The sequence below is a fragment of the Ruegeria sp. HKCCD7181 genome (genome assembly GCF_057221055.1).
On sequence record NZ_JBWVBC010000003.1, the window covers coordinates 212,083 to 237,075 of the forward strand.

Annotated in this window: 28 protein-coding genes and 1 tRNA gene; 20 read left to right on the forward strand and 9 right to left on the reverse strand. The window is 57.1% G+C overall.

The window, feature by feature from the left end; translation table 11 throughout:
• Positions 1 to 36: 36 nt before the first annotated feature.
• From AC2TCY_RS07755 to rpoD, 6 genes are all read left to right on the forward strand, one after another.
• Entirely contained in the window at positions 37 to 300 is a 264-nt protein-coding gene (locus tag AC2TCY_RS07755) for a sarcosine oxidase subunit delta (RefSeq protein WP_480846616.1), read from the forward strand.
• Positions 297 to 3,230 (forward strand): sarcosine oxidase subunit alpha family protein, encoded by a 2,934-nt coding sequence (locus tag AC2TCY_RS07760; RefSeq protein ID WP_480846618.1) that lies wholly within the window; start codon positions 297 to 299, stop codon positions 3,228 to 3,230. Before AC2TCY_RS07755 ends, AC2TCY_RS07760 begins: the two co-directional genes overlap by 4 nt.
• Complete coding sequence (locus tag AC2TCY_RS07765) at positions 3,223 to 3,768, forward strand: sarcosine oxidase subunit gamma (protein WP_480846619.1); 546 nt, start codon at positions 3,223 to 3,225, stop codon at positions 3,766 to 3,768. The genes AC2TCY_RS07760 and AC2TCY_RS07765 overlap by 8 nt, the downstream gene beginning before the upstream one ends.
• Positions 3,769 to 3,802: 34 nt before the next feature.
• Positions 3,803 to 4,099, forward strand: coding sequence for a hypothetical protein (locus AC2TCY_RS07770; RefSeq protein ID WP_480846620.1), 297 nt, complete (start codon positions 3,803 to 3,805; stop codon positions 4,097 to 4,099).
• A gap of 80 nt (positions 4,100 to 4,179) precedes the next feature.
• Complete coding sequence (gene dnaG / locus AC2TCY_RS07775) at positions 4,180 to 6,129, forward strand: DNA primase (RefSeq protein WP_480846621.1); 1,950 nt, start codon at positions 4,180 to 4,182, stop codon at positions 6,127 to 6,129.
• Positions 6,130 to 6,242: 113 nt separating this feature from the next.
• Positions 6,243 to 8,234 (forward strand): RNA polymerase sigma factor RpoD, encoded by a 1,992-nt coding sequence (rpoD, locus tag AC2TCY_RS07780; protein WP_480846622.1) that lies wholly within the window; start codon positions 6,243 to 6,245, stop codon positions 8,232 to 8,234.
• Between the two features lie 189 nt (positions 8,235 to 8,423).
• On the opposite strand, the gene AC2TCY_RS07785 is transcribed toward rpoD, so the two are convergent.
• Positions 8,424 to 9,416 carry a helix-turn-helix domain-containing protein gene (locus tag AC2TCY_RS07785; RefSeq protein ID WP_480846623.1) on the reverse strand — a complete coding sequence of 331 codons (993 nt, stop codon included), beginning with the start codon at positions 9,414 to 9,416 and terminating at the stop codon, positions 8,424 to 8,426.
• Between the two features lie 303 nt (positions 9,417 to 9,719).
• Positions 9,720 to 9,923: a hypothetical protein gene (locus AC2TCY_RS07790; protein ID WP_480846984.1), complete on the reverse strand. Its 204-nt coding sequence runs from the start codon at positions 9,921 to 9,923 to the stop codon at positions 9,720 to 9,722.
• Here AC2TCY_RS07790 and AC2TCY_RS07795 point away from each other — a divergent pair.
• From AC2TCY_RS07795 to ribD, 6 genes are all read left to right on the forward strand, one after another.
• Entirely contained in the window at positions 9,897 to 10,241 is a 345-nt protein-coding gene (locus AC2TCY_RS07795; RefSeq protein ID WP_480846964.1) for a thiol-disulfide oxidoreductase DCC family protein, read from the forward strand. The two genes, AC2TCY_RS07790 and AC2TCY_RS07795, sit on opposite strands and share 27 nt — an antisense overlap.
• Positions 10,231 to 10,791, forward strand: coding sequence for a DUF4166 domain-containing protein (locus tag AC2TCY_RS07800; RefSeq protein ID WP_480846624.1), 561 nt, complete (start codon positions 10,231 to 10,233; stop codon positions 10,789 to 10,791). Before AC2TCY_RS07795 ends, AC2TCY_RS07800 begins: the two co-directional genes overlap by 11 nt.
• Before the next feature lie 78 nt (positions 10,792 to 10,869).
• Complete coding sequence (locus AC2TCY_RS07805) at positions 10,870 to 11,265, forward strand: hypothetical protein (RefSeq protein WP_480846625.1); 396 nt, start codon at positions 10,870 to 10,872, stop codon at positions 11,263 to 11,265.
• Between the two features lie 19 nt (positions 11,266 to 11,284).
• Entirely contained in the window at positions 11,285 to 11,695 is a 411-nt protein-coding gene (locus tag AC2TCY_RS07810; protein WP_480846627.1) for a secondary thiamine-phosphate synthase enzyme YjbQ, read from the forward strand.
• Positions 11,696 to 11,816: 121 nt separating this feature from the next.
• Positions 11,817 to 12,287, forward strand: coding sequence for a transcriptional regulator NrdR (gene nrdR / locus AC2TCY_RS07815; protein ID WP_480469369.1), 471 nt, complete (start codon positions 11,817 to 11,819; stop codon positions 12,285 to 12,287).
• A complete protein-coding gene (gene ribD / locus AC2TCY_RS07820) occupies positions 12,284 to 13,384 on the forward strand; it encodes a bifunctional diaminohydroxyphosphoribosylaminopyrimidine deaminase/5-amino-6-(5-phosphoribosylamino)uracil reductase RibD (protein ID WP_480846628.1) in 1,101 nt (366 codons plus the stop codon). Before nrdR ends, ribD begins: the two co-directional genes overlap by 4 nt.
• On the opposite strand, the gene AC2TCY_RS07825 is transcribed toward ribD, so the two are convergent.
• From AC2TCY_RS07825 to AC2TCY_RS07835, 3 genes are all read right to left on the reverse strand, one after another.
• Positions 13,381 to 15,381, reverse strand: coding sequence for a capsular polysaccharide biosynthesis protein (locus AC2TCY_RS07825; RefSeq protein WP_480846629.1), 2,001 nt, complete (start codon positions 15,379 to 15,381; stop codon positions 13,381 to 13,383). The two genes, ribD and AC2TCY_RS07825, sit on opposite strands and share 4 nt — an antisense overlap.
• A gap of 3 nt (positions 15,382 to 15,384) precedes the next feature.
• On the reverse strand, positions 15,385 to 16,518 hold the full coding sequence (locus AC2TCY_RS07830) for a polysaccharide biosynthesis/export family protein (protein WP_480846630.1): 1,134 nt from the start codon (positions 16,516 to 16,518) through the stop codon (positions 15,385 to 15,387).
• Positions 16,519 to 16,610: 92 nt separating this feature from the next.
• Positions 16,611 to 17,909 carry a capsule biosynthesis protein gene (locus AC2TCY_RS07835; RefSeq protein WP_480846631.1) on the reverse strand — a complete coding sequence of 433 codons (1,299 nt, stop codon included), beginning with the start codon at positions 17,907 to 17,909 and terminating at the stop codon, positions 16,611 to 16,613.
• A 131-nt stretch (positions 17,910 to 18,040) separates the two neighbouring features.
• Between AC2TCY_RS07835 and AC2TCY_RS07840 the strand changes: the two genes are divergently transcribed.
• The gene (locus AC2TCY_RS07840; protein WP_480846633.1) at positions 18,041 to 18,628 is read left to right on the forward strand and encodes a riboflavin synthase; all 588 of its coding nucleotides are present in this window, start codon (positions 18,041 to 18,043) and stop codon (positions 18,626 to 18,628) included.
• A gap of 2 nt (positions 18,629 to 18,630) precedes the next feature.
• Here AC2TCY_RS07840 and AC2TCY_RS07845 read toward each other — a convergent pair whose 3' ends face one another.
• A complete protein-coding gene (locus tag AC2TCY_RS07845) occupies positions 18,631 to 19,419 on the reverse strand; it encodes a phosphatase PAP2 family protein (protein ID WP_480846635.1) in 789 nt (262 codons plus the stop codon).
• A 595-nt stretch (positions 19,420 to 20,014) separates the two neighbouring features.
• Between AC2TCY_RS07845 and ribB the strand changes: the two genes are divergently transcribed.
• Genes ribB through AC2TCY_RS07865 form a run of 4 tightly spaced genes read left to right on the forward strand, consistent with a single transcriptional unit; the run spans position 20,015 to position 22,534 of the window.
• Positions 20,015 to 21,136, forward strand: coding sequence for a 3,4-dihydroxy-2-butanone-4-phosphate synthase (ribB, locus tag AC2TCY_RS07850; protein WP_480846636.1), 1,122 nt, complete (start codon positions 20,015 to 20,017; stop codon positions 21,134 to 21,136).
• A 2-nt stretch (positions 21,137 to 21,138) separates the two neighbouring features.
• The gene (locus AC2TCY_RS07855) at positions 21,139 to 21,690 is read left to right on the forward strand and encodes a 6,7-dimethyl-8-ribityllumazine synthase (RefSeq protein WP_480846638.1); all 552 of its coding nucleotides are present in this window, start codon (positions 21,139 to 21,141) and stop codon (positions 21,688 to 21,690) included.
• Entirely contained in the window at positions 21,687 to 22,169 is a 483-nt protein-coding gene (gene nusB / locus AC2TCY_RS07860; RefSeq protein WP_480846639.1) for a transcription antitermination factor NusB, read from the forward strand. The genes AC2TCY_RS07855 and nusB overlap by 4 nt, the downstream gene beginning before the upstream one ends.
• 59 nt (positions 22,170 to 22,228) lie before the next feature.
• On the forward strand, positions 22,229 to 22,534 hold the full coding sequence (locus tag AC2TCY_RS07865) for a hypothetical protein (RefSeq protein ID WP_480846640.1): 306 nt from the start codon (positions 22,229 to 22,231) through the stop codon (positions 22,532 to 22,534).
• Positions 22,535 to 22,748: 214 nt separating this feature from the next.
• On the opposite strand, the gene AC2TCY_RS07870 is transcribed toward AC2TCY_RS07865, so the two are convergent.
• Together AC2TCY_RS07870 and AC2TCY_RS07875 are read right to left on the reverse strand one after the other, a co-directional pair.
• Entirely contained in the window at positions 22,749 to 23,174 is a 426-nt protein-coding gene (locus AC2TCY_RS07870; RefSeq protein WP_480846641.1) for an SRPBCC family protein, read from the reverse strand.
• Positions 23,167 to 23,490, reverse strand: coding sequence for an ArsR/SmtB family transcription factor (locus AC2TCY_RS07875; RefSeq protein ID WP_480846642.1), 324 nt, complete (start codon positions 23,488 to 23,490; stop codon positions 23,167 to 23,169). The genes AC2TCY_RS07870 and AC2TCY_RS07875 overlap by 8 nt, the downstream gene beginning before the upstream one ends.
• 115 nt (positions 23,491 to 23,605) lie before the next feature.
• Here AC2TCY_RS07875 and AC2TCY_RS07880 point away from each other — a divergent pair, with 115 nt between their 5' ends.
• A complete protein-coding gene (locus AC2TCY_RS07880; RefSeq protein WP_480846966.1) occupies positions 23,606 to 24,037 on the forward strand; it encodes an MmcB family DNA repair protein in 432 nt (143 codons plus the stop codon).
• Between the two features lie 4 nt (positions 24,038 to 24,041).
• On the opposite strand, the gene AC2TCY_RS07885 is transcribed toward AC2TCY_RS07880, so the two are convergent.
• Entirely contained in the window at positions 24,042 to 24,230 is a 189-nt protein-coding gene (locus tag AC2TCY_RS07885) for a DUF6324 family protein (protein WP_480846643.1), read from the reverse strand.
• Positions 24,231 to 24,308: 78 nt separating this feature from the next.
• Here AC2TCY_RS07885 and AC2TCY_RS07890 point away from each other — a divergent pair, with 78 nt between their 5' ends.
• Entirely contained in the window at positions 24,309 to 24,791 is a 483-nt protein-coding gene (locus AC2TCY_RS07890) for an N-acetyltransferase family protein (RefSeq protein ID WP_480846644.1), read from the forward strand.
• Positions 24,792 to 24,838: 47 nt separating this feature from the next.
• Positions 24,839 to 24,915: transfer RNA gene (locus tag AC2TCY_RS07895), tRNA-His, on the forward strand.
• Positions 24,916 to 24,993 lie beyond the last annotated feature (78 nt).

Consider the following 24,993-nt stretch of genomic DNA (forward strand, 5'->3'; position numbering starts at 1 on the left):
GAGGTTTTCTGAACAGATGAAATTGGGGGCGCGGTCATGAGGATCACCTGTCCGAATTGTGGTGAACGGGATCGGCGCGAGTTCTACTATCGAGGCGCTGCGGTGGATCTGGAGAGACCGGCACCTAATGCTGGCACGGAAGCATGGGACGACTTTGTCTATCTGCGTGACAATCCCGCAGGCGCAACGCGTGAGCTTTGGTATCACGAGGGAGGCTGCGGCGCGTGGATTGTCGTCACGCGGGATACCGTCACACACGAAATGCTGGGGGCGCAGCTTGCGTCGGAGGCGCGCTCATGAGGATCGCTGGCAAAGGTCTGATTGACCGCTCTGAAACGGTACCATTTGTCTTTGATGGCGTCAGTTACACCGGATTTCGCGGTGATACGCTGGCCTCAGCCCTATTGGCCAATGATGTACGTCTTATGGGGCGGTCGTTCAAATACCATCGCCCTCGGGGAGTATTGACGGCGGGCAGCGAAGAGCCAAACGCGTTGGTGACCGTTGGCGACGGCGGCGCACAAGATCCGAACGTTCGCGCCACAATGCAGGAGATCTATCCGGGGTTGGACGCACGCAGCCAGAATCGGTGGCCCAGTCTTGGGTTTGATCTGATGTCGATCAATGACCTTGCGGCCCCATTTTTGGGGGCAGGGTTCTATTACAAGACCTTCATGTGGCCCAAAAGCTTCTGGGAAAAGCTCTACGAGCCAGTGATCCGCCGCGCCGCTGGGCTTGGAGCGTTGTCCGGGCAGGACAATACCGACAAGTATGAAAGCGCGTACGCATTCTGCGACCTTCTGGTGATTGGAGCCGGTCCAGCTGGTTTGATGGCCGCGTTGGTCGCAGGTCGCGCCGGAGCGGATGTCATTCTGGCGGATGAGAGCGCCCGCATGGGCGGGCGCCTGTTGGCCGAAACCTATGAGGTTGACGGCAAACCGGGTCATGTCTGGGCAGATGAGGCTCTGGCCGAATTGCGGGCCATGGACAATGTCCGACTGATGAGCCGCACCACAATTGCGGGTGCATATGATCAGGGCACCTTTGCCGCGTTGGAGAGGGTATTGCACCATACGGATCGCCGCCCGAATGGCGCACCGCTCGAGACCTATTGGCGGATCGTGGCAAAGCGGTCCGTTCTGGCAGCAGGTGCTTTGGAGCGTCCGGTGGCGTTTCGCGACAACGACCGGCCGGGGATCATGACTGCCGGTGCTGTGCGGGCCTATTTGAACCGGTGGGGCGTCAGCCCGGGCCGGAATGTGACCGTTTTCGGCAATACCGATGACATTCACCGCACAGCGCGCGATCTGCTGGACGCTGGTATCCATGTCGCCGCCGTGGTTGACAGTCGCCACGACGCGCCTTTGTCAAACGACTATCAGGTACTGCGCGGGGCACTGGTCTGCGGTAGTTCCGGCGGTAAAGGGCTGGAGGCGATCACAGTGCGCCGTGCCAGCGGAGAGGAGCGCATTCACACGGATTGTTTGGCTATGACCGGCGGCTGGAACCCCTCGGTTCATTTGACCTGCCACATGAATGCCCGCCCGACGTGGCAGCGTGATATTGCCGCCTTTGTGCCTACCCAGGGTGCGGTGCCTGGGATGGTTGCCGCTGGGGCATGCAACGGATCTTTCTCGACCGCGTCCTGCCTGCTGGAAGGGATTTCCGCTGCCGAAACCTCGCTGGCCGAGTTGGGAATGAAGGCGCCAAAAGTGGTAGCGCCTGAGGCCGAAGACGTACCTTACGAGATATCCCCTCTCTGGGCGGTGCCCGGTAAAGGGCGGGCCTGGCTGGATTTCCAGAACGACGTCACGGTAAAAGACGTCAAACAGGCTGCGACCGAGAATTTCCGGTCGGTCGAGCATATGAAACGCTATACCACCCAAGGCATGGCGACCGATCAGGGAAAAAACTCGAACGTCGCTGCGCTGGCTATCCTGGCCGATGCAACCGGCCGAGGCATACCGGAAACCGGAACCACGACGTTCCGTCCACCGTATTCCCCCATCGCCATGGCCGCACTGGGGGCAGGGGCCGAGGGCGCCTGTTTTAAGCCGCAACGCTTCACGACTTCTCACAAGGCATCTGTTGCGCGCAAGGCTCCGATGATCGAGGCGGGCTTGTGGTACCGCCCCAGCTATTTCCCACGCAATGGCGAGACGACCTGGCGGCAATCCTGTGACCGTGAGGTCAACATGGTGCGGCAGGCGGTGGGTGTCTGTGATGTTTCGACACTGGGAAAGATCGACATACAAGGGCCGGATGCCGGGGCGTTTCTGGATTTCGTCTACACCAATATGTTCTCGAGCCTGAAAGTGGGGCGTGTCCGCTATGGTCTGATGCTACGCGAGGACGGGTTTGTCATGGACGATGGCACCACCGCGCGGTTGGGTGAAACCCATTTCGTGATGACCACAACCACCGCTGGGGCGGGGGACGTGATGAAACATCTTGAGTTTGTACATCAGGGCCTGCGGCCCGATCTGAATGTTTCATTCACATCGGTGACCGAACAATGGGCGCAGTTCGCAGTTGCTGGACCAAAATCGCGCGAACTGCTGAATGGCATTTTGGACGAACCCATCGACGACGATAACTGGCCGTTCATGGCCTGTGGTCCAGTCGAGCTTCTCGGTGTCCAGGGTCGCCTGTTCAGGATTTCGTTCTCGGGCGAGCATGCCTATGAGATTGCCGTGCCTGCGCGGTACGGTGCCAACCTGTTCGACATTCTGACCGAGCGGGCCGAGGCGCTGGGCGGTGGGTTGTACGGGATGGAAGCGCTGAACGTCCTGCGGATCGAAAAAGGCTTTATCACGCATTCCGAAATCCACGGGCGAACCACGGCTTACGATGTCGGGATGGGCCGGATGGTCTCGCAGAAGAAGGACTGTATCGGCAAAACCATGTCCGAACGACCAGGGCTGGAAGAGCCTGGTCGCGAGCGGCTGGTGGGCCTTAAACCGATTGGTGAAAGCAAGCAGCTGTTGGCCGGCGCGCATCTGTACAACGAAGAGGCTGAGCCCGTGCGGACTAGCGATCAGGGGTACATTACGTCTGTCTGCTATTCGCCAACGCTGGAGACGATGCTGGGGCTCGGTTTTCTTGCCGATGGGCCGGAGCGGTACGGAGAAGTCGTCAAGATGGTGGATCACCTGCGCGGCGTGACGACATTGTGCGAAGTGGTGAACCCGGTCTTCTTTGACCCGGACGGAGGGCGCGTGCGTGGATAATCTAGTTGTCAAATCGCCCTGTGATGGGCTGTTGCCTCTGACCGTCGGCTCTGTGACGTTAACCGAAGTGGATGCGGGCGCGATCCATTCGATCTCGCCATTGGATGGGCAGACAAAGGCCGTGTCCGATATGATGAAGGCCACGCATGGGATGACATACCCGGCAGCAAATCGTGCCACTGGCAAAACGGGTTCACGCGCTGTTTGGTTCGGACATGCTCAGGCGATGCTGATGGGCCCCGTGCCGGATGCGCCTCTGGCCCAACTTGCTGCCATTGTGGATCAGTCTGATGCTTGGGCAGTTGTTCGTCTGGAAGGCGAAGGGGCCGAGGACGTTCTGGCGCGGCTGGTCCCAATCGACGTGCGGGCTATGCATTTCAAGCGCGGCCACACGGCGCGCAGCCTGCTGTTTCACATGACCGCGTCGATTACTCGCGTCGGGGAAAACGCATTTCAAATCATGGTGTTTCGATCCATGGCTGAAACTCTGGTTCACGATTTGAAAAGGGCGATGGAAGGTGTCGCGACACGCAGGTAAGCTGCGCCCAATGAAATGATTCCGGGAGACCCCCATGTTGCGTATCGCAATCGCTGCGGTTTTGCTGGCCACGCCTCTGGCCGCTCAGGAGACCAAAGAGCAGAGCTGCAAGTATCAGTCCGACGTAGTCGCCGCGATCCAGCAGGCGCGGCTTGACCGGGTCAAGGAACGCGACGTGGCGCAGGCGGTAGCTGACACTGGCCCGACCTGGCCTGAGAACTACAATTCGGCAATCCCACTGATCACGCCTTGGGTCTACGAGCAAAAAATGCGCGATGTCCGCAAAAAGGACCTTGGTGCGGCTTGGTTGGAGCTTTGCTTGCAGCAATAATCCACAGCCATGCCATTTCCTTGTGGACAAACGCGCGTCAATGCCTTGGCGCGCGTTGTTGTTTCTGTCAGGTTTGACCTATGTCACTGCCCCCTGGATTTCTGGATGAACTGCGCACCCGGCTGAGCCTGTCTCAGGTCGTGGGTCGTAAAGTCATGTGGGACGCGCGCAAGTCCAACCAGGGCAAGGGCGATATGTGGGCACCTTGTCCATTCCATCATGAAAAGACAGCCTCGTTTCATGTCGACGACCAGAAGGGCTTTTATTATTGCTTCGGCTGCCACGCAAAAGGCGATGCGATCAGCTTTGTGAAGGAGACCGAGAATGTCTCGTTTATCGAGGCGGTCGAGATACTTGCGCGTGAGGCCGGAATGCCAATGCCGGCGCGTGACCCGAAAGCGCAAGAAAAACAGGATCGGCGTTCTCAGTTAGCTGAGGTGATGGAGCAGGCGGTGCAGTTCTTTCGCCTGCAGCTCAAAACCGGGGCGGGGGCGGATGCCCGCGATTACCTGACGCGTCGCGGGCTGAATGCGCAAGCGCTCGACCGGTGGGAGATCGGCTTTGCTCCGGATGGCTGGCAAGGCCTTTGGGATCATCTGCGCGGCAAGAACGTGGTCGAAGATTTGATTCTCGGGGCAGGTCTGGCAAAGCCGTCGAACAAAGGCAAAAAGCCTTACGATACGTTCCGTAATCGAATTATGTACCCGATCCGTGACCCACGCGGACGTTGTATTGCGTTTGGCGGCCGGGCAATGGACCCGAATGACAATGCCAAATATTTAAACTCGCCCGAAACCGAGTTGTTCGACAAAGGTCGTAGCCTTTACAATCAGGGACCGGCCCGTCAGGCGGCGGGCAAAGGCCAGCCACTGATCGTGGCGGAAGGATATATGGACGTGATCGCGCTGGCCGAGGCGGGTTTTGGGGCTTCAGTGGCGCCGCTTGGTACTGCGATCACAGAGCATCAGCTTCAATTGCTCTGGCGTATCTCGGATGAACCAATCATCGCTTTGGACGGCGACACGGCGGGTCTGCGTGCAGCGATGCGGGCTGTGGATCTGGCACTGCCGCTGTTGGAGGCAGGGAAATCTCTGCGCTTTGCTCTGATGCCCGAGGGTAAAGATCCCGACGACCTGCTGCGTGCAGAAGGGGCAGGGTCTGTGCAGGCCGTGCTGGATGGAGCTATCCCGATGGTCAAGTTGCTATGGCAGCGCGAAACCGAAGGGAAGGTTTTTGACAGTCCAGAGCGTAAGGCGGCGTTGGACAAGTCCCTGCGCGAAAAAATCAAGCTGATCCGAGATCCGTCAATTCGCTCGCACTATGGGCAGGAAATCAAGGACCTGCGCTGGCAGCTGTTTCGACCGCAGCGACAGTCTCAGAACAGACCGTGGCAGCCGCGAGGCAAATGGCAGCCCCCTAAACAACCGGCTACACCGGGTGCGCGGACTTCGTTCCTTGCCTCATCCGAGAATGCAGATATCCAGCTGCGCGAGGCGGCTATTCTGGCCATCGCCATCCTTAATCCCAAAGTTGTCGTGCAATTTGAACACCAGCTTGAAGAAATGGAGTGTCAGGACCCGGACCACGCTGCCTTGCGCGACGTTATTCTGCGGCATGCTATCGATGACCCGGACAACCTGAAAGACCACATTGTTCGAACTTTGGGGCCTCAGGCCCTTGAAAATCTGCTGGCCCTTCGCCATGTCGCAGTGATCCCCTGTGTGTTCAAACCAGGCGACGTTGAAAAGGCCGAGATGACGCTGGCCGAGGAACTCGCAAAAATCAAAGCGCTCCGGGGGTTGGATGCTGAGATTGCCGAAGCCGAAGAGGAACTGTCCGATCTGGCGGATGAGGCGTTGACGTACCGGCTGGCTCAGGCCGCCGAGGAACGCAATCGCACCAGCCGCAGCCAGAATGAGGACAGGGCCGTTTTTGACATTGCTGACAATGGCGCGCGAATCAATCGCGACGAGAAAGATGCGTTTAAGGCGATCATGTCAGGCATCAATTTTGAACGGAAACGCCGGTAAGTGGTGTTTTCGTAAGGCACTGGAAAAGAAAAACGGGTAAACGGGTGGCCGAATCACTTCTACGCGCTAATGATTCGGTTCAAACGAATCACCCATCCCTGCAGGAGCATTGAATGGCCGCCAAGGATACGAACGAAGACCGCAAATCCGACGAGCAGGAGCAGGAAATCTCGCTGGACATGAGCCAGGCCAACGTCAAGAAGATGATCGCCGAGGCTCGCGAGAAAGGTTACATCACCTACGACCAGCTCAACCAGGTTCTGCCGCCTGATCAGGTCAGCTCGGAACAGATCGAAGACGTTATGTCGATGCTGTCCGAAATGGGCATCAACATCATCGAAGATGAAGAGGCCGAAGAGGAAGAGAATAAGGGCTCGACCGAACTGGTAACCACCGACACCAACCGCGAGGTTGCCCTGTCGAGTGGACAGACCGAGAAACTAGACCGTACCGATGATCCGGTGCGCATGTATCTGCGTGAAATGGGGTCGGTCGAACTGCTGAGCCGCGAAGGCGAGATTGCTATCGCCAAGCGGATCGAGGCCGGTCGCAACACCATGATTGCCGGGCTGTGCGAAAGCCCGTTGACCTTCCAAGCGATCACCATCTGGCACGACGAATTGTTGTCTGAAGACATTCTGTTGCGCGACGTTATTGATCTGGAAACCACGTTCGGCAACCAGTTGGATGAAGACGGTGACGTCGAAGAACCAGTGGTCGACCCATCGGCAGTTCAGGCTGCTAAACCCGCCAAAGAAGATACCGGCCCTGAATTGGACGCGGACGGAAATCCGATCGCCAGTGACGACGACGATGATGAAGACGATCAGGCCAACATGTCTCTTGCGGCCATGGAAGCCGCACTGAAAGATCAGGTTCTGACCACGCTGGAGCGGATCTCGACAGACTTTTCGATGTTGTCAGAGATGCAGGACAGCCGGATTTCGGCCACGCTGAACGAAGACGGCACTTTCAGCGCGAAGGACGAAGAGACCTATCAGAAGCTACGCGCCGAGATTGTTGAACTGGTGAATGGTCTTCACCTGCACAACAACCGGATCGAGGCTCTGATTGACCAGCTATATGGCATCAACCGTCGTATCATGTCGCTGGACAGCTCAATGGTGAAGCTGGCCGATCAGGCTCGTATTAACCGTCGCGAGTTCATCGATGCCTACCGCGGGCGCGAGCTGGATCCGAACTGGCTGGCCGAAATGGCCGAAAAGCCGGGCCGGGGATGGCAGATGTTCATCGAACGCTCGACCGGGAAGGTCGAGGAACTGCGTAACGACATGGCTCAGGTCGGTCAGTACGTCGGTCTGGATATCCCGGAGTTCCGTCGCATTGTGCAGCAAGTTCAGAAGGGCGAAAAAGAGGCGCGCCAGGCCAAGAAGGAAATGGTCGAAGCCAACCTGCGTCTGGTGATTTCGATCGCCAAAAAGTACACGAACCGCGGTTTGCAATTCCTTGATCTTATTCAGGAAGGTAATATCGGCCTGATGAAGGCGGTGGACAAATTCGAATACCGCCGCGGGTACAAGTTCTCGACCTACGCGACTTGGTGGATTCGCCAGGCAATCACACGCTCGATCGCGGATCAGGCTCGGACCATTCGTATTCCGGTGCATATGATCGAAACGATCAACAAGCTGGTGCGCACCGGTCGCCAGATGCTGCATGAAATCGGCCGCGAGCCGACGCCGGAAGAACTGGCTGAAAAGCTGCAGATGCCGTTGGAGAAGGTTCGCAAGGTGATGAAAATTGCCAAGGAGCCGATCAGCCTCGAAACGCCAATCGGTGACGAGGAAGACAGCCAGCTGGGCGATTTCATCGAGGACAAGAATGCCGTTCTGCCTCTGGACAGCGCCATTCAGGAAAACCTCAAAGAGACCACCACGCGAGTTCTGGCATCGCTTACTCCGCGGGAGGAACGTGTTCTTCGGATGCGCTTTGGCATCGGGATGAACACCGACCACACGCTTGAAGAGGTCGGTCAGCAGTTTAGCGTGACCCGTGAGCGTATCCGCCAGATTGAGGCCAAGGCCTTGCGCAAGCTGAAGCATCCCAGTCGATCGCGCAAGCTGCGGTCTTTCCTGGATCAGTAAGATCAAAGGCGCCTCGGTCGAGGCGCCTTTTTCTTTTGTCCGCTTGGCCGGAGAGCTCACGATGTCCGAACGTGAATTCAATTTGGCGAGAATTCACAAGTCTGGCGTTCAGGAGATTTCTATATCGCGTGTGTCCACTCATGGGACAGGCCGGGGCGAGGTGGCGACACTGTTGACCCCCGGCCACCCTCAACTTCTGGGCAGAGGGTGATCAATCCGTTTTCGAAATGTACTGGGGGCCTGGCCGGTCCAGCGTTTGAATGCCGTGGAAAACGCGGCCTGATCGGCATACCCCAGCGAGTATGAAATCTCGGATAGGGCCATGCCGTTCTTCAGAAATGTCTGGGCGAGGTCACAACGCAGATCCTCGACAATTTCGCGATAGCTGGTGCCTTCGTTTGCCAGACGGCGTGCAAGCGTACGGGGGCTGAGCGCAAGGCTGGCGGCGGCCTCATCGGAGTGCAAGACCTTGCCCGGCATCGAACGTGTTATGAGCCCTTCAATTTGGGCTCGGGTCTTTTCCTTGAGTGAGCGCCGTTCGGTCAGCAACCGCTCGCCATACTCCAACAAATGGGAGCGCAGGCTTGGGTCGTAGGTTGGAATGAGCAGATCAAGCGAAGATAGCGACAGGATGATTTCCATCCTCTCGGCACCAAAGGTGACCGGAAATCCGCCGATCTTTTCGTAATCTCCTACGTGGTGGCCGATTTCATGCTGAAAACGCATTTCGATTGGATGCAGTTTCACCGTTGTCAAAGCACGCATCCGAGCGACAGCGGCAAACAGAAGAAATTCCGTCCGGCGGTGGTATCGAGAAAAACTGGAATCCTTCCAGTCCACCTCGAGAGATGCAGCATTTCCGGCTTCACGCAACCTAAACACCAAGGCCGGATCGATTATCCAGTGGAAGCGCGAGGTGTTTTCGATGACCTGTCTCAGGTCTCGCGAATACTTACTGATATAGGCTGTCACGCTGGATGAGGTGCGGAACTCCAATCCTGCCCGGGCCCCGAAGGTAATATCCTGAACCGCGTCACAGGCATGTCGAACAAACAATGCCTCTTTGTGGGCGCTATAACTTTTGGCTGGCGGGGCGATATCTGCTCGGCTCAGCTCGCAATTGCTCAGAACTTCATCCGTAAGTGCAGGATTGCACGCATATTGATCCAGCGTTCTGGTCAATAATTGAATTCTTGAAATATCAACATCCATCATTCTGTCTGACAGGTAAATTCCTTCCCTTCAAACTTACTTGCAAACGGGTGTTCACTGCCAGCGTTTGTCACTGCAATCGGCGCGTACAGCCAATATTCCAACTCGGTTGTCATCTACTCACAAGGAATTGTCCGTTACCCGAATGAACCGTGTAACGTTGTTTCCTAAATAACCGCTGTTGTCGGGTAAGTGCCTTTTTGGGGATGGGGTCAGAGCCTGATTGAGCGGCCTACCACCCCGTTCGAAATGGTTCCCCGGCACGCCATCTTATCAGCTGTTGATGGTGATCGGACCCGCTGTGTCGCATTGCCGATCGCAGTTTTGCATGCAATGTTTCGAGCGTAAAGCGCGGTAATCACGTGTGAATTCATGCAGCAGACTATCTGTAACCGGAACCTGATCGTCTTTGACGGTGAATGTGTCCTTTGTTCGGGATTCTTCCGTTTCATGCTGCGCCATGACAGGCACAGGCATTTCCGCTTTGCAACTGCGCAGTCCCCGTTAGGACAGCGCCTGTACACCCGCCTCGGTTTGCCGACGAGAGATTTTGAGACCAATCTGGTTATCGTTGATGGGACCGTTCACCAAAGACTGGACGCCTTTGCGGCTGCGATGCAGGCCTTGCCAGGGGCTTGGAAGGCGCTGTCACTGTGCCGATTTCTACCAGAATCTGTGAGAGATCCGCTCTACCGTCTCATTGCGCGCAACAGGTACCGGATATTCGGGCGATATGAGACATGCCTTGTCCCCGACAGCGCGCTCATGTCCCGGTTCGAACCAGATGGATACTGATAACCTGGCAGATCCATTCCTGCGCGCCTTACCGCAATCGGAGACGCTGCTTAAGGCCGTGAAGGACCTGCACAGCCAGCCCTGTCGCTATTCCGGACGATGCTCAATAGTCCGGGGCAGAGGCATCCTCACTGCTTTGGCATTGCGGATCGGAGGGTTCCCTCCGTCAGCAGATGACGTGCCTGTGATTGTGACCGTCCTGAAGGACAAACAACAGTGGGCTTGGACGCGTGAATTCGCGGGCCATCAGACCCGCTCGCGCCTGCGGTGCGATCCGGGTGCTGGTTTGGTGCGTGAAGATATCGGTGGCCTGACAATATGGATGCGACCAGCCCTGTCAGAAGGCAAATTGTCCGTTGAAATAGAGGGTCTTAAACTACTCGGGGTTCCGTGTCCCCGATTTCTGCTGCCACGTTCATCCTCTGTTGAATGGCAGGACGAACATGGTCGGTTTCGGTTCGATATTTCGGCCGAACTGCCAGGTTGGGGGCATCTAATCCGCTATCAGGGATGGTTAACGCGCGATCACGTATTTCAGCACGGGACCTGACTTGATTGTGAGACGTTCTGTCTGGTGGCATGTGGCAAACTAGTTATGCGACAGAGCGAAATAGGAAAGGTATTGGCAATGAAACAGATTCTCTTTTGCGCTATTGCAGCTGTGCTTACGCTGAGCGTTCCTGGTACGGCGACTGCGGCCCGCAACGGGTATCAGACCGAAGCGATCAACAGCACAGATTTCGAAGTCATTCCACGATCTCGCCGCGATACTGACGGGTATTGGTGTGCGGCTGCGGATTTTGCCCGCCGTAATCTGGGTGCGGGCTGGCAGCAAAGAATCTACGTGCTGCGCGGCTATGGTCCCAGTGTGACGACAGGGCGTCGAACGGCCGTTCAGTTTTCGTTGAAAATGCCGGCAAATGTGGCACAGCAAGGCAGTATCACAGCAGGCTTCCAGCCCGGTTACAGCATGTCGGTGCAGGGCGCAAATGGGCGGTGCAACGTTCGCCGGTCCTTCAACTAAGCTATAGGAATAAGGACGGGTGCAAACCGAATTCACGATCCGGACACAGGGCGCAGGGCTGTATGAATTCACCGGCCTTGTGCGGCCGTGGCTGCGCCCTGCCACGGACGGGCTGCTAACGCTTTTTGTGCGTCACACTTCTTGTTCATTGTTGGTCCAGGAAAATGCCGATCCAGAGGTCCAGACTGACCTGCAGGCATTTTTCGACCGACTAGTCCCTCCGTCCAATCACCCTGCAATGTCCTATTTGCGTCATACTTATGAGGGGCCGGATGACATGCCGGCTCATATCAAAGCAGCTATGATGCCAGTGTCTTTGTCGATCCCGGTCACGGGCGGTCAACCGGTTCTGGGCACATGGCAGGGGATTTACCTGTTCGAACATCGCAATGCGCCGCACGCGCGAAAGGTCGCTGCGCATTTCGCCTGACCCCTTTATCTTGCGTTTCAAATTTCCGACTACCCAAACTATAGCGGGTGCCCTATAGTTGTGGATAAGTAAGCCGAAGTGCTTACAACAAGAGGCGGAACTAGGGACGAGGAGACGGCGGATGCGCTGCCCGTTTTGCGGAAATATCGACACTCAGGTCAAGGATTCACGTCCGGCAGAGGATCACGTCGCGATCCGCAGGCGGCGGTTCTGTCCGGCCTGCGGTGGCAGGTTTACCACCTACGAACGGGTACAATTGCGCGACCTTGTCGTGATCAAAACCAACGGAAAACGTGAAGATTTCGACCGGGACAAACTGGAACGCTCGATCCGGATTTCGATGCAGAAAAGGCCCATAGAACCGGATCGGATTGATCAGATGATCTCGGGGATCGTGCGGCGTTTGGAAAGCATGGGCGAAACGGATATTCCGTCTAACAAAATCGGTGAAATCGTAATGGAAGCGCTGGCCCGGATCGATACCGTGGCCTATGTTCGGTTCGCGAGTGTCTACAAAAACTTCCAGGCGGCCGATGATTTCGAGGAGTTCGTCCACGAGTTGCGCCCGCCGCAGCCCACAACGGACGAGTGAGCGAAACAGATAAGCGATACATGGCGCTGGCCCTGTCACTGGGGCGGCGCGGACAGGGGGTGTGCTGGCCCAACCCGTCCGTCGGGTGTGTCATCGTGCGCGATGGCCGCATCATAGGTCGCGGCTGGACGCAGGCGGGCGGGCGCCCTCACGCGGAAACTGAGGCTTTGGCACAGGCAGGTTCTGCCGCTTGGGGAGCAACGGCCTATGTGTCGCTGGAGCCTTGTGCCCACCACGGCAAAACGCCGCCTTGCGCGCAAGCTTTGATTGATGCGGGCGTCGTAAGAGTGGTTTCGGCCATCGAAGACAGCGATCCGCGTGTGGCTGGGCAGGGCTTTGCCATGTTAAACGACGCAGGGATCGAGGTCACAACTGGCGTGCTAGCCGATCAGGCTGCCCGGGATCATGCCGGGTTTTTCCTTAAAACTGAACAGGGCCGTCCCTTTGTAACCTTGAAGCTTGCCAGCAGTTTCGACGGGCGGATCGCGACGGAAACCGGCCACAGCAAGTGGATCACCGGGCCTGAAGCTCGACGCGCTGTTCACGCAATGCGCGCGCGTCATGACGCAGTGATGGTTGGAGCCGGGACCGCAAGGGCAGATGATCCGTCGCTGACCGTGCGGGACATTGGTGTAACGCAGCAGCCCGTGCGGGTTGTCGTGTCGCGCCACCTTGAATTGCCGTTGATGGGACAGCTTGCCCGGACGGCGTCGGATATTCCTGTGTGGCTGTGCCACGGTCTGCACCCGGATGCCGAACGAGCCCGTGCATGGGAGGGGCTGGGTGCTCGACTGCTGCCCTGTGCATTGCAGGATCATCACATAGATCCTGCCGATCTGTTGCACCAGTTGGGGCAGGCCGGGCTGACGCGAGTGTTTTGTGAAGGCGGATCAGCCCTGGCTGCGTCACTGCTGGCCGAGGACCTGGTGGATGAGCTGGTCGGCTTTACCGCGGGGCTGGCTATCGGTGCCGAAGGTTTGCCAGCGGTCGGTGCGCTGGGTCTTGAGAAACTGGACAATTCACCCCGGTTTGATCTTATCGAAACTCAGAATGTTGGGGGTGATATTCTGCATCGATGGGCACGAGCCACGCGCTAGCGCCATAAATGTGAATGGCTCGCCAGAGCGCCCTGCAACTTGGATAGCAATCTGTTCAGGGCGCCGGTCGGTACCGAATACCCTTGGGCCAAACGATCAACGACCACCTCCACTGGGCAGAGTTGCCCTGTGACTGGATCCAGATAGCGGGGATAGTCGATCAAGGTCGCATGAACCAATCCCATCAACGATGGCCGGGCGCCGCGTCTGGCCGGAACTGCACCCAGATCGGTCGTCAGCCCCCATCCGGCATAAAAAGGTGCCCCGAGAGTGGTCACCGGCACGCGACGGAGCAGGGCTTCGAACCCCAGTAGCGATGTCATGGTCCAGACCGCATTCACCTGCGTCAGCAAAGCCGCCGGGTCAGTCTCTCTGACGACAACATCGGCCAGATCGGCCGCGCCGATCCCGCCATCCCGCAAACCGGCTTCCACATCCGGGTGTGGTTTGTAGATCAGTATTGCGTCCGGGTTCGCGTCACGTGTCGCGCGCAGAAGGTCAAGGTTGGTCCGTACGTCACTGGTGCCAGTCAGGATCGACGCGTCATCTTCAACCTGTCCCGGAACAAGAATGCGGTGCCCTTCGGGCAGGGCAGGTGTTGCGCCACCTGTATTGTATTTACTCAGACCCTGCGCCAGCAAATCAGCGACCAAGCGTTCGGCGCGGCGCTGCTGGTCGGGGCGCAGGTTTTCCCGGGCGGCGATCAGGTCTTCCAGCCGGCTTGGTCGGGTGGGGTCGTAATAGATCCCCAAATCATCCGCCACCAACGACATTGGCGGTATTAACCGAGCGCCAAGCCCCCGCGACCGCAGAAAACCGTCCTCGATCCGAACGGCGTCATGCGTATCCTTGGCCCGGCTGGCCCAGACCATGTGCGGCTGTGTTGCGGGCGCTGGTGGCTCGGCTGTGAACCGAACCTTTCGGTACTGCCCGAACATTCGCTGAAGATGCGGTCTTTTCCACAGGCGCATTCCAGAGGCAGTCCAACCTTTGTGGTCCTCGCGCCATGCGCGGGTCTGCGCTTCGAACGTGTCCAGCACTGTTTCGAATTCGCACAGCTGATCGCGGTAAGGATCGTACCAAGTGGGATAAAGGATCATCGCAGCCGCGAAAAGCTGCGCGCGCGTCAGGTTGCGCTGACGGCGGGCGAGCGGGGTTTCATCCTGCGTCAGTCCCCAGCCTGCATAGAATGGCTGCCCAAAGACCCGAGGTTTGTGGCCTGCCAAAATGGCCTCAAACCCCAGTTGCGAGGACAGGGTGTAGACGCCGATCGCCCCCTCAAGAAGGGGCCAGGGGCTGATAGGGGTGTCCAAAACCGATACCCGAGCGTTCAGGTCCTGATCAGAATAATACCCGCCGCGATGACCGGCCAACGTTTCGGGGTGTGACTTGATGACGATCCGTGCACCTGGGTTTTCCTCCTGCGCGATAAACAGCATCTCAAGGAAACGCGCACGGTTACCTCCGCTTGCGGTCACGGCGGCATCGTCCTGCGTTTGATCCACAACCAACACATAGCCGGGATCGGGGGCCGGCAGATCCAGATCAAAAGCAGAGTACTTACTCAGGTGCAGTTCACGCAGTCGCTCGATCCCACCGCGTGCGCGGTCCAATAACACCGTGTTGTCCAATGGATGTGTGGCCAGTAAACGCTCCAGATCAGAGGACGCGGACGGGTCGAAATGCACGCCTGTCTGGTCCAGCAACAGACCCATTGGGGCTTCTCCACTGCGCCCAGGGTGCAGTGACCTGAGGAATGCATCTTCGACGCGCAGTACGGGTACATCCCGTTTTTTGGCAATACCAAGCCCGCGATGCGCGGTTGGGCTATTGCCCCAGACGCCAACTTTGTCGTCCGGCTGAGGCAGGCCAAGACGGATGTCGTACCCGGCCAGAGCAAGAATGCGTCGAACTCGTCGCTGCGTCAGAAATCCGCCATTGTAAACGAAAAGCCGGGAACGTCTGTCCCCGGCTATAGCTTCCTGTTCAGGAAACACGCGTCAACCGCCCGTCAAAGTCGCCACATTCGCAAACGGGGTCAGTCCGCCCGCGATCAGAGAGACCGACTTGGACCACTGCGCATAAGGTGCCTCGGTAACATAGATTGTATCGTCATCGCGGATAACGAAATCACGGGCGATGAAAAGACCATTGGGCGCGGTCAGGTTCAACAGATAGATCACGCGTTGGTCACCCTGAAGGTTCGGCTGCCCCATAACGTTGCGGGCGATGTCCTGACGCTCTTTGCGCAGAACAAAGATACCGGTTGGGTCCGAGGACAGCGACTGCAGGCCACCCACCTGCGCCAAGGCCTCAAGCGCCGACAGATCCTGACTTTCGAACGCTACACGGGATTGCCCGCCCGTAGCCCCTAGCGCGATGTAAGACCGACTGTCTTCTTCTACCAGAATTCGATCTCCACCTCGCAGTGCGATGTCGGTCTCCGGTTTCCGGAACAAGTCTTCGTACCAGATCGTTCCCTTTTTTCCGTTACGGATCACGGTGACCAGCGCAATGTCCGTGGCAACAGACACGCCACCAGCATTGGCCAGCATGCCAGAAAGAGTGCGCGTTGGCTGTTCGATTGGGTAAATGCCTGGGCCACCAATGGTTCCCGTCAGCGACACAGAAGACCCGTTGCCCGCCACCCGGCGTACCTGAACCTGCGGGTCGGGGGTTTGTTCTTCCAGTTTCTTGGAAATCTGGTTGCGCAATTGCTCGGGCGTATTGCCCGCCGCGCGAAGGCGACCGGCGTAGGGGACAAAGATATAGCCCTCGCTGTCGACCTGCACTTCATCCAGTGAAGTGGCACCGCCGGTTTCGCTGGTCAGTAGGCCGTCGTCCACGTTTTCCCAGATCGTGAGCCCAAGAACATCCCCAGGCCTCACTGTATCTGCTGTTACGCTCTGTGCGTTTCGAAAGGATTGAGAGAACCCATAATGCGGTATTGCTGAAGTCGCCTGCGCCACGCGATCATCTACTTCCACTACAAACGCGTTGCCACCGTTTTCGGTAGATCCGGACAGAATTTCAGATTTGTTCGGTCCGGATTTTGGAAGCTGGCACGCCGTCAACAGGCCACAAACAACCACAAGGGACGCTGCCCGTACCCATTGGTTTCGAGATCGCTGCACTGCCGATTTCCCTCAGTCGTCTTTGTTGTGTTTTATTGTTTCGCGTAGGTTACTCGTTTCGCCACACAACTTCCAGCCACAGGTGGCATGCTCTAGCTTACGATTTTCAACTGTGGCGTCATGGTCGCGTTGCCGGCGAGAATGGCTTGGTACGGATCTTGCGACCGCAGCATCATGTCCACTGCCCGTCGCAGCAATTGCCGTCGTCCGCGCCTGGAATAAAACCCGCCGGGAACCTGACTGGTGCTTAGCAAAAAGCGGCGATACTTTTGATAGGCATCGTTGTCCGGTGGGGTAGGGGCCGCAAAAAACGACTCGACTGGCTGTTTTGATACGAACTCGGGCTTGTTGTAGACGGATCGGCCAAAGCTGCGCAAAGGAATACCGCGCCATAAGACCTGTTGGCCGGCTGTCGAGTTAATCGTAACGGCCGAGCTGGCCTGATCCAGCAAACGTGCCAGTTTCCCACCAGGTACATAGTGAATGCGATCTTTGATCCCGTGGGCCCTGGCTGCCTCGCGAACCCTTTTTCGCAAGGGCTCACGATGGTTTTCCAGCGGATGTTCTTTGATCACGAGGCGATGATGCGCCGGAGCGCCGCGTGCAAATCCGGCGATAATTTGTTCGACGAACTCGGCCATGGTGGAATAATCCGAATGCGCCTGGACCGAGCTGTCATGGCCCAATTGCAACAACACGAGGTGATATGGAAACCCGCTTTGGCAAACGCGCGCTGTAGCCCAGCCGCGTTGCAGACGATGAAGGGGCATCAGGGACAAACGCTTGAAGTATAACCTGAATTCTTTTGAGACAGGCAAATCCCTATGGCGTCGAAAATTGCGATAGCGGCCATTCCTGAACAGAACGAACCAGTGATACAGAGCTCCGTAAAAGATGTGTTCTCGCATGTCGCCCCAATGTGAAGGCGGTGGTGGTGTCGGTTCGTCCGAATGCGCCATTGCCTCATTGATCTGATCGACGCTCAGGTCTGTCAGGAGGGAGTTGCCGTTGGATCCGTTGCGTTCATAGGTGACCCACCAAGGGCGCAGGTATCCTTCCTCGAATACATGAATGGTAACGCCTTTGCGTTGGGCGACTTCAACGGCACGGGCATGTATAGGACGTGTGTCACCATAGAGCGCGATATCCGTTACCCCATGGGCGTCTATCAGATCGTTAAGGGTGTCTGACCATTCCTCTAGGCGACCGCGGAACGGGATATAGCTGCTTCGATCAGACCAGAAAGCCTGATCGCCGGCGTTGAACCCGACCCGCAACACGGTCGCGCCCGAAGCCCGCAACATTCGACCCAGGGCGCTGAAAAACGGACCATGCGGTCCCTGAAGAAACAGAAAAACGCGCGCATCTGGTACGGTTTCAAATGGTGGCATGGGGGCTGCTCAAATCTTGTTTATTCCCGAAACTATGCCTGTTTGCGCCATTCCGGGCAAGGCGGGGCTTGCCCGAACGGTCGCTTGGGCTTACCTCGGCTCTGAAACCTAGACGCAAGAGGGTTAATAGAATGTTTACAGGGATCGTTACCGATGTCGGCACCATTGCCGAGCTGGATCAGCAAGGTGATCTGCGCGCGCGGATCACAACCAGCTACGACACGGCAGGCATCGACATCGGCGCGTCTATTGCCAGTGATGGAGTTTGCCTGACCGTCATCGCGTTGGGCGACGATTGGTATGACGTGCAAATCAGCGCCGAGACGGTCTCGAAAACCAATCTCGATGTTTGGAAGGTCGGCAAGCGGGTCAACCTGGAGCGGGCGCTTAAAGTTGGCGACGAATTGGGCGGTCATATCGTTTCGGGGCACGTAGATGGTGTTGCCGAAGTTGTCGCGGTCGAAGACGAGGGAGACAGCACGCGGGTCACGCTACGCGCACCGCAGGATCTGGCACGATTCATCGCCCCCAAAGGGTCTGTTGCGTTGAACGGCACCTCGCTGACGGTCAATGATGTGAATGGTCGCGACTTTGGGATCAACTTTATCCCGCACACCAAAGAGGTCACAACCTGGGGAGAGGTTGCGGTAGGTGATCGGGTGAACCTGGAAATTGACACGTTGGCCCGATATGTGGCGCGTTTGGCCGAAGCCTCTTGACCTCAGGTGGAAGGGCCAAACAGCAATGTCAGCTTTTTGGCCAGCCACCACAGAAAGAGTGCCAGGGCGGTTGATACATAACCATCAACTGCATAGTGCCAGGCCAGATGTACCGATCCAAGCATGATTATGGCCGCAAAAGCGGTCAGCGCCCAGCCCAGCCAGCGGTAATAACTGAATCCGTAAAGGGCCAGCAGGACGCTGCATGCGACATGCATACTTGGCATGGCTGAAATCCCGCGAACAGGGCCGTCGTTGAAATGCCCGTCCAGCAGCAATTGATGCCATTCCAGCGCCCATACGGGGCTGACCTCGTGGGATTTGTGGAGCAGTTCCACAAGTGGAACAAAAGTGTCTCCGAACCCGAAAATATTGTAGTAAACCGGGCCGACCGAAGCGAAAACTGTAGCCAACAGGTTTCCTCCGACAGACCAGCACAATGTAAAAGCCACCAGATATGCCATGCTGCGGTTCGGATCACGACGATCAATGCAGGCGAGACATACCGACATAAAGATCAGAAGGAACCAGACATTGTAGGCCAGGTTGATGAAGGTCGTCACATAGGGTGATCCGAGAACAGGCCAAAGCAGTGTCCACGGGTCATTTCCACCGTGCAGAAACCGGTCCAACTGCGCGAAAATCGGATCCCAGGAATACGGGTTTATGGATGGAATTTCGTCCTTGAGGTAGGAGAATGTGACGATCAAAAGAACGATGCTCAGGTAACCGGCGATCGCATCAGATACGTGTCTCCGATTTGCCAGGATCGCGCGAGCATCAGCAATCATCCAATGAATCGGTTTTGCCGGTTTGGCGATAAAGATTGCAACGGCGAGCCGCCACAGCAGAAAATTAGAAACTATGAGCATAAAGAGTAAGCGCGCAGCCCGCCAGATTTTGGGAGAGACCTCTGCCCAGAACGACATGCCAAGATACAGACTAACTGCGATACCTGCCAAAAGATGAAGGCCCACGACAACAAGCAACAGTCTGTTTCGCCATAGAACTCCAGGCACTCCATAACTGGATGCTGGCAGGTCGGTAGAATTAAACACTGTCAAATTCCTGGAAACGTTTTCTCCTTATCCTAATGGAATGTTTCAGGGATCGGGCGGCCCAAAGGCTGAATTGCGGCGTTTTGTGGGCAAATTCCCGGGCATTGCCGATTGCATTCAACAATGCGTTCTGACCAAACGTTTCGCAACAGGTCTAGAGCGCGCCTAATATCAACCCAATGGCGGCGGCCAGATACGTTCCTTCATTCAGGCTTCCGTTCAGGTTGGAATGTTGCAATCCGGATATTCCCTGTCGCAAGCGGGCTGGTCTTTGCGGGCGTGGTGGTCTATCCCGCCTTGCAAACATGCTCTTGTGAAAGGCTGCCCCATGAGCTTTGAAACCCCCGGACCGGTCGAGGCCGAGCTGCGCGACGCAATCAGCCCGATCGAGGATATCATCGAAGAGGCGCGCAAAGGCCGGATGTATATTCTGGTCGATCACGAAGACCGTGAGAATGAGGGCGATCTGGTGATCGCAGCAGAATTCGCCGACGCGGATGCGATCAATTTCATGGCGACTCACGGTCGCGGTTTGATCTGCCTGCCGATGACCGCCGAACGGATCGACAATCTGGGCCTTCCGATGATGGCGGTGAACAACTCGTCGCGCCATGAAACCGCGTTTACGGTTTCCATCGAAGCGCGCGAGGGTGTCAGCACCGGCATCTCGGCGGCTGATAGGGCACTGACAGTAGCGACTGCGATCAACGAACAAAACACAATGGCGCATATCGCGACACCTGGCCATGTTTTCCCGCTGCGGGCCAAGCGGGGTGGGGTGCTGGTACGCGCGGGCCATACCGAGGCGGCGGTCGATATCTCTCGGCTGGCCGGTTTGAACCCGTCGGGCGTGATATGTGAGATCATGAAAGCTGACGGCACCATGGCGCGCTTGCCGGATTTGGTCGAATTCGCCAAAGAACACGGCATGAAGATCGGCACGATCAGCGACTTGATCTCGTACCGCTCTCGTAACGACAATCTGGTGGTCGAGACCTCGCGCGAGGTTGTGAGTTCGGAATATGGTGGCGAATGGGAGATGCGGATTTTCACTGACCAAACCCACGGCATCGAACATGTGGTTATGATCAAAGGCGATATCACCACGCCCGAACCTGTCCTTACCCGAACCCATGCCCTGCACGAAGCACCTGATATTCTGGGCCTCGGCCCTAAATCGCCGCAGGAACTGCCCCGCGCGATGGAGAAGATCGCCGAAGAAGGGCGCGGCGTGGTCTGCCTGTTCCGCCAGCCCCGAAACTCTCTCTACGCGGCTGAGGATGAAGGCCCGCGGACGATCAAACAAACCGGTCTTGGCGCGCAGATCCTGTCCAAGATGGGTGTTCAGGAACTGGTGCTACTGACCGACGCACCGGAAACGGTATATCTTGGGCTCGACGCCTTTGGCCTGTCCATCGTCGGAACCCGTTCCATTCTCAAGGATGACTGATCGTGGCTGAACAAGACAAACATGGCGTCCTGCCCACGCCGACATTCGATAAACCGGTGAAACTGCTGATCGTTGTGGCACCGTTCTATCGCACCATCGCCGACAATCTGGTAGCGGGTGCAAAAGCCGAGATCGAAGCAGCGGGCGGAACCTGCGAAGTGGTCGAAGTTCCCGGCGCGCTGGAGATCCCAACCGCCATCGCTATGGCTGACCGCCAGTGCAATTTCGACGGTTATGTCGCGCTGGGCTGCGTGATCCGGGGCGAGACTACGCACTATGAAACCGTCTGCAATGATTCCAGCCGGGCAATTCAGCTCATGGGGCTTCAGGGCCTGTGCATCGGCAATGGCATCCTGACTGTGGAAAATGACGATCAGGCAGAAGTCCGCGCCAATCCTGAAAAGATGAATAAAGGAGGCGGCGCGGCCGCTGCGGCCTTGCATCTGATCGCACTCAGCCGTAAGTGGGGCGCTTCGAAAAAGGGCGTCGGTTTCAAGCCGCCGTCCGAGTCCATCCTTGTGGCGGGCGACAGCAACGGATCCACAACCGCATGACTAAGACAGACGCGCCGAAACCGGCCAACCAGAAACGCCTGATGAAATCCGCCGCCCGGCTTTACGCCGTGCAGGCGCTGTTTCAGATGGAACAGTCGGGCCAGACGACCGAGCAGGTCGTGAACGAGTTTCTGGATCACCGGTTTGGCGCCGTCTACGAGGGCGAAGAAATGCTGGACGGTGACCTCTCGGTCTTCCGTAAGCTTGTCGATGATGCGGTGAATTATCAGGCTCCGATCGATCAGATGACCGACCGGGCTCTGGTCGCCAAATGGCCAATCTCGCGCATCGATCCTACCCTGCGCGCGGTATTCCGTGCGGCCGGGGCTGAACTGACCCAAGGCGACACACCGCCCAAAGTCGTGATCACCGAATTTGTCGACGTGGCCCGTGCCTTTTTCCCGGAAGGGAAAGAGCCTAAGTTCGTCAACGCCGTGCTGGATCACATGGCGCGCGAGGCCAAGCCCGAGGCGTTCTGACGCCTTTACCCGGATTAGATATGCGCTAAGCTGAATGTCATCGCGCAAGGAGGTCCACCATGCCCAAACTGATCCGTCTTTATATCACTCAGGTTGCATGGGGCTTTGTCATCTCGGCGGTCTTTGTCGGCGTGCTACTGGCTCTCAATGTTGCGAATCTGCGCTATCTGATCACCGGCTCGGACATCGGGCTTATTGCGCTGTTGATGATCTGGTTCATGAACGGGATCGTTTTTGCCGGGGTGCAGTTCGCCTATGCGATCATGAGCATGGCTGAAAAACCGCAAGGTCCGCGCCGGGGAACACCGGTGGTTCACAGCTTTGAACCCGCTCTGGCAAAGCAGGAAGCCCGCGCAGAGCGCTGAACTTCAAGAAAAAATGTGGCGGGACCGCCAGTCAACCGTGCGGTTTGATTCCCGAGGACCTGTATGTACAGGTGGGCGCCAGGTAATCAGGCCAGGACCTGAACAGAGCCAGCCCCCTCGGAATTGCTTAAGGCCACCAGAATGCTACCATTCACAAGAAGGGCAGAACCCGCCACGCGCCTAAGTAGGGCGTGAAGCGGGTTCGCACAAGGGGTTATGCATCAACAGTTTCGTGCAGAGCAGTGCGCATCTTGCCAAAATGCTCGTCCCAGCCGTTGTCCAGAGCAAGGATCAGGCCAAAAGCCTCGGCGCCCTGTGGCAGGCCTTCGTGCAGCAAGCCAAGCCGAGTGCCACCCGCGACCGGTTCCAGTGTCCATTTGACCACGCTGACAGCATCGCCCATGGGTTTCACAGTAAAGGTATATTCAAGATACTCAGGCCGCCGCGCCGCGCGAACCTCACCCCAGATCAACAGGTCTCCGCTGGTGGTTCCGAACATTTCAAGCTTTTGACCATTCGCCAACCGGCGTTCGGGCTTGTGGAACCACTCAGCCAATCGGTCGGGTTCGGTTAGGTAGTCCCAAACCGTCTCAGGGTCTGCGCGCAAGAAGATTGTCTTTTGCAATACGGCGTCAGTCATTTCTTTTCCTTTCAATTGCGTCTTTCAGATTGGCAAGGCGGTCATCCCAGAACCGGTCGAAGTATTTGAGCCAGTCCAGAACGGGCGCCATTCCCGTTGGTTCCAGTCGGTTGATGCGTTCACGGCCCTTGGCCTCGATTTTGATCAGGCCGCCATCCGACAGAACTGTCAGGTGTTTCTTGACCGCTGCACGGGTCATGTCGAACTGGTTGGTCAGCTGGGCGATGGTCATGTCCTGACCGGCCAGAAAGCGAACGATGTCGCGGCGCGTCGGATCGGCGAGGGCGCGAAATGCGTTTTGAGTTTGTTGATCCATGAGGTCTCTCATATGCAATACCATTCGGTATCATTTAAATAGAATACCAAATGGTATCATGTCAAGTGCGCAGGTGGCCTTGATTTTTGTTCACTAATTGTTCACATTTTCAATCATGACTTTGGAGCTGCAACCCGGACAGAAGCTTGCGCGCGGTGTTTCACGACATCTTGCGTCGCATGGTTATGTTTCAATTGAGGAATTCGTGCCTGCGCGTGGGCTGCGGGTGGATGTGATGGGGCTGGGGCCGAAGGGGGAGATCTGGGTGATCGAATGCAAATCCAGCCGCGCTGACTATCAGTCGGATTCGAAATGGCAGGGCTACCTGGAATGGTGTGATCGGTTTTTCTGGGCCGTGGATACGGAGTTTCCGACCGACCTGCTGCCACCCGAAACCGGCTTGATCATCGCCGACGCTTATGATGCCGAGATTCTACGTATAGGACCGGAAGCCAAACTGGCCCCTGCGCGGCGCAAGAAGATGATTCAGAAATTTGCCGTGGATGCTGCTCGCAGATTGCAGGCTCTGCGAGACCCGCGGGTTTAGGCGTTCAGCCTTTGACCGCGCGCGCAGCCTGTGCCGCGGCGCGAATCTCATCAGCGATTTCCTCAGCCTCTTCGGGATCGAAGTCCATTGGAATCTCGATGCCGGTGCCTTCGATGAAAAGACGCACCATCCCCTGATCTGTAGGACCGATCTGCAGGTTTGCTTCGATGTCGCGTTCGGTATTGATGCCCATATGCGCCTCCGGGGACTGAGCGTTTGTGCTAACGCGCAGTGGGTTGAGAATCAAGCGGCCTATGCGCTCAAATAGGGTATGGACGACATCATAATCAGACAGTTCCGGGCGGATGATGCGCCTTGGCTGATCGAGCGTCACGGAACGCTCTACGCCTGCGACGAAGGGTTTGACGACAGTTTCGCCACATTGGTGGCACGTATTCTCGAAGAATTCGTTGCCAATCATGACCCGAGCCGAGAGCAGGGCTGGATCGCCGAAAGGGCCGGAATCCGGCTGGGGAGCATCTTTTGCGTATCTCAGACTGATCAGATCGCCAAACTTCGGTTGTTTCTGTTAGAGCCGCAGGCGCGCGGGCAGGGGTTGGGGAAACGTCTGCTGACGACATGCATGGCGTTCGCGCGTGAATCTGGATACCATGATATGGTCTTGTGGACGCACGAAAGCCACGCGGCAGCCTGCGCGCTTTATCGAGCGTTCGGATGGCAGTTAATCGACAGCAAACCTGTGCATTCATTTGGGGTCGATCTGGTCGAACAAAGCTGGAGAATTCGGCTTTAATCCTCTTGCAATCCCTGCACACGTTCGCTACATCGCCCCTCACGAGTGCCGCCTTAGCTCAGTTGGTTAGAGCGCTGGATTGTGGATCCAGAGGTCCCCTGTTCAAGCCAGGGAGGCGGTACCATCTTTCCGGGCTAATTTGTTGATTGCATAGGGTCCGCGGATCGATCCGGTGATGGCAACAAACTGCATCTTGAAGGCG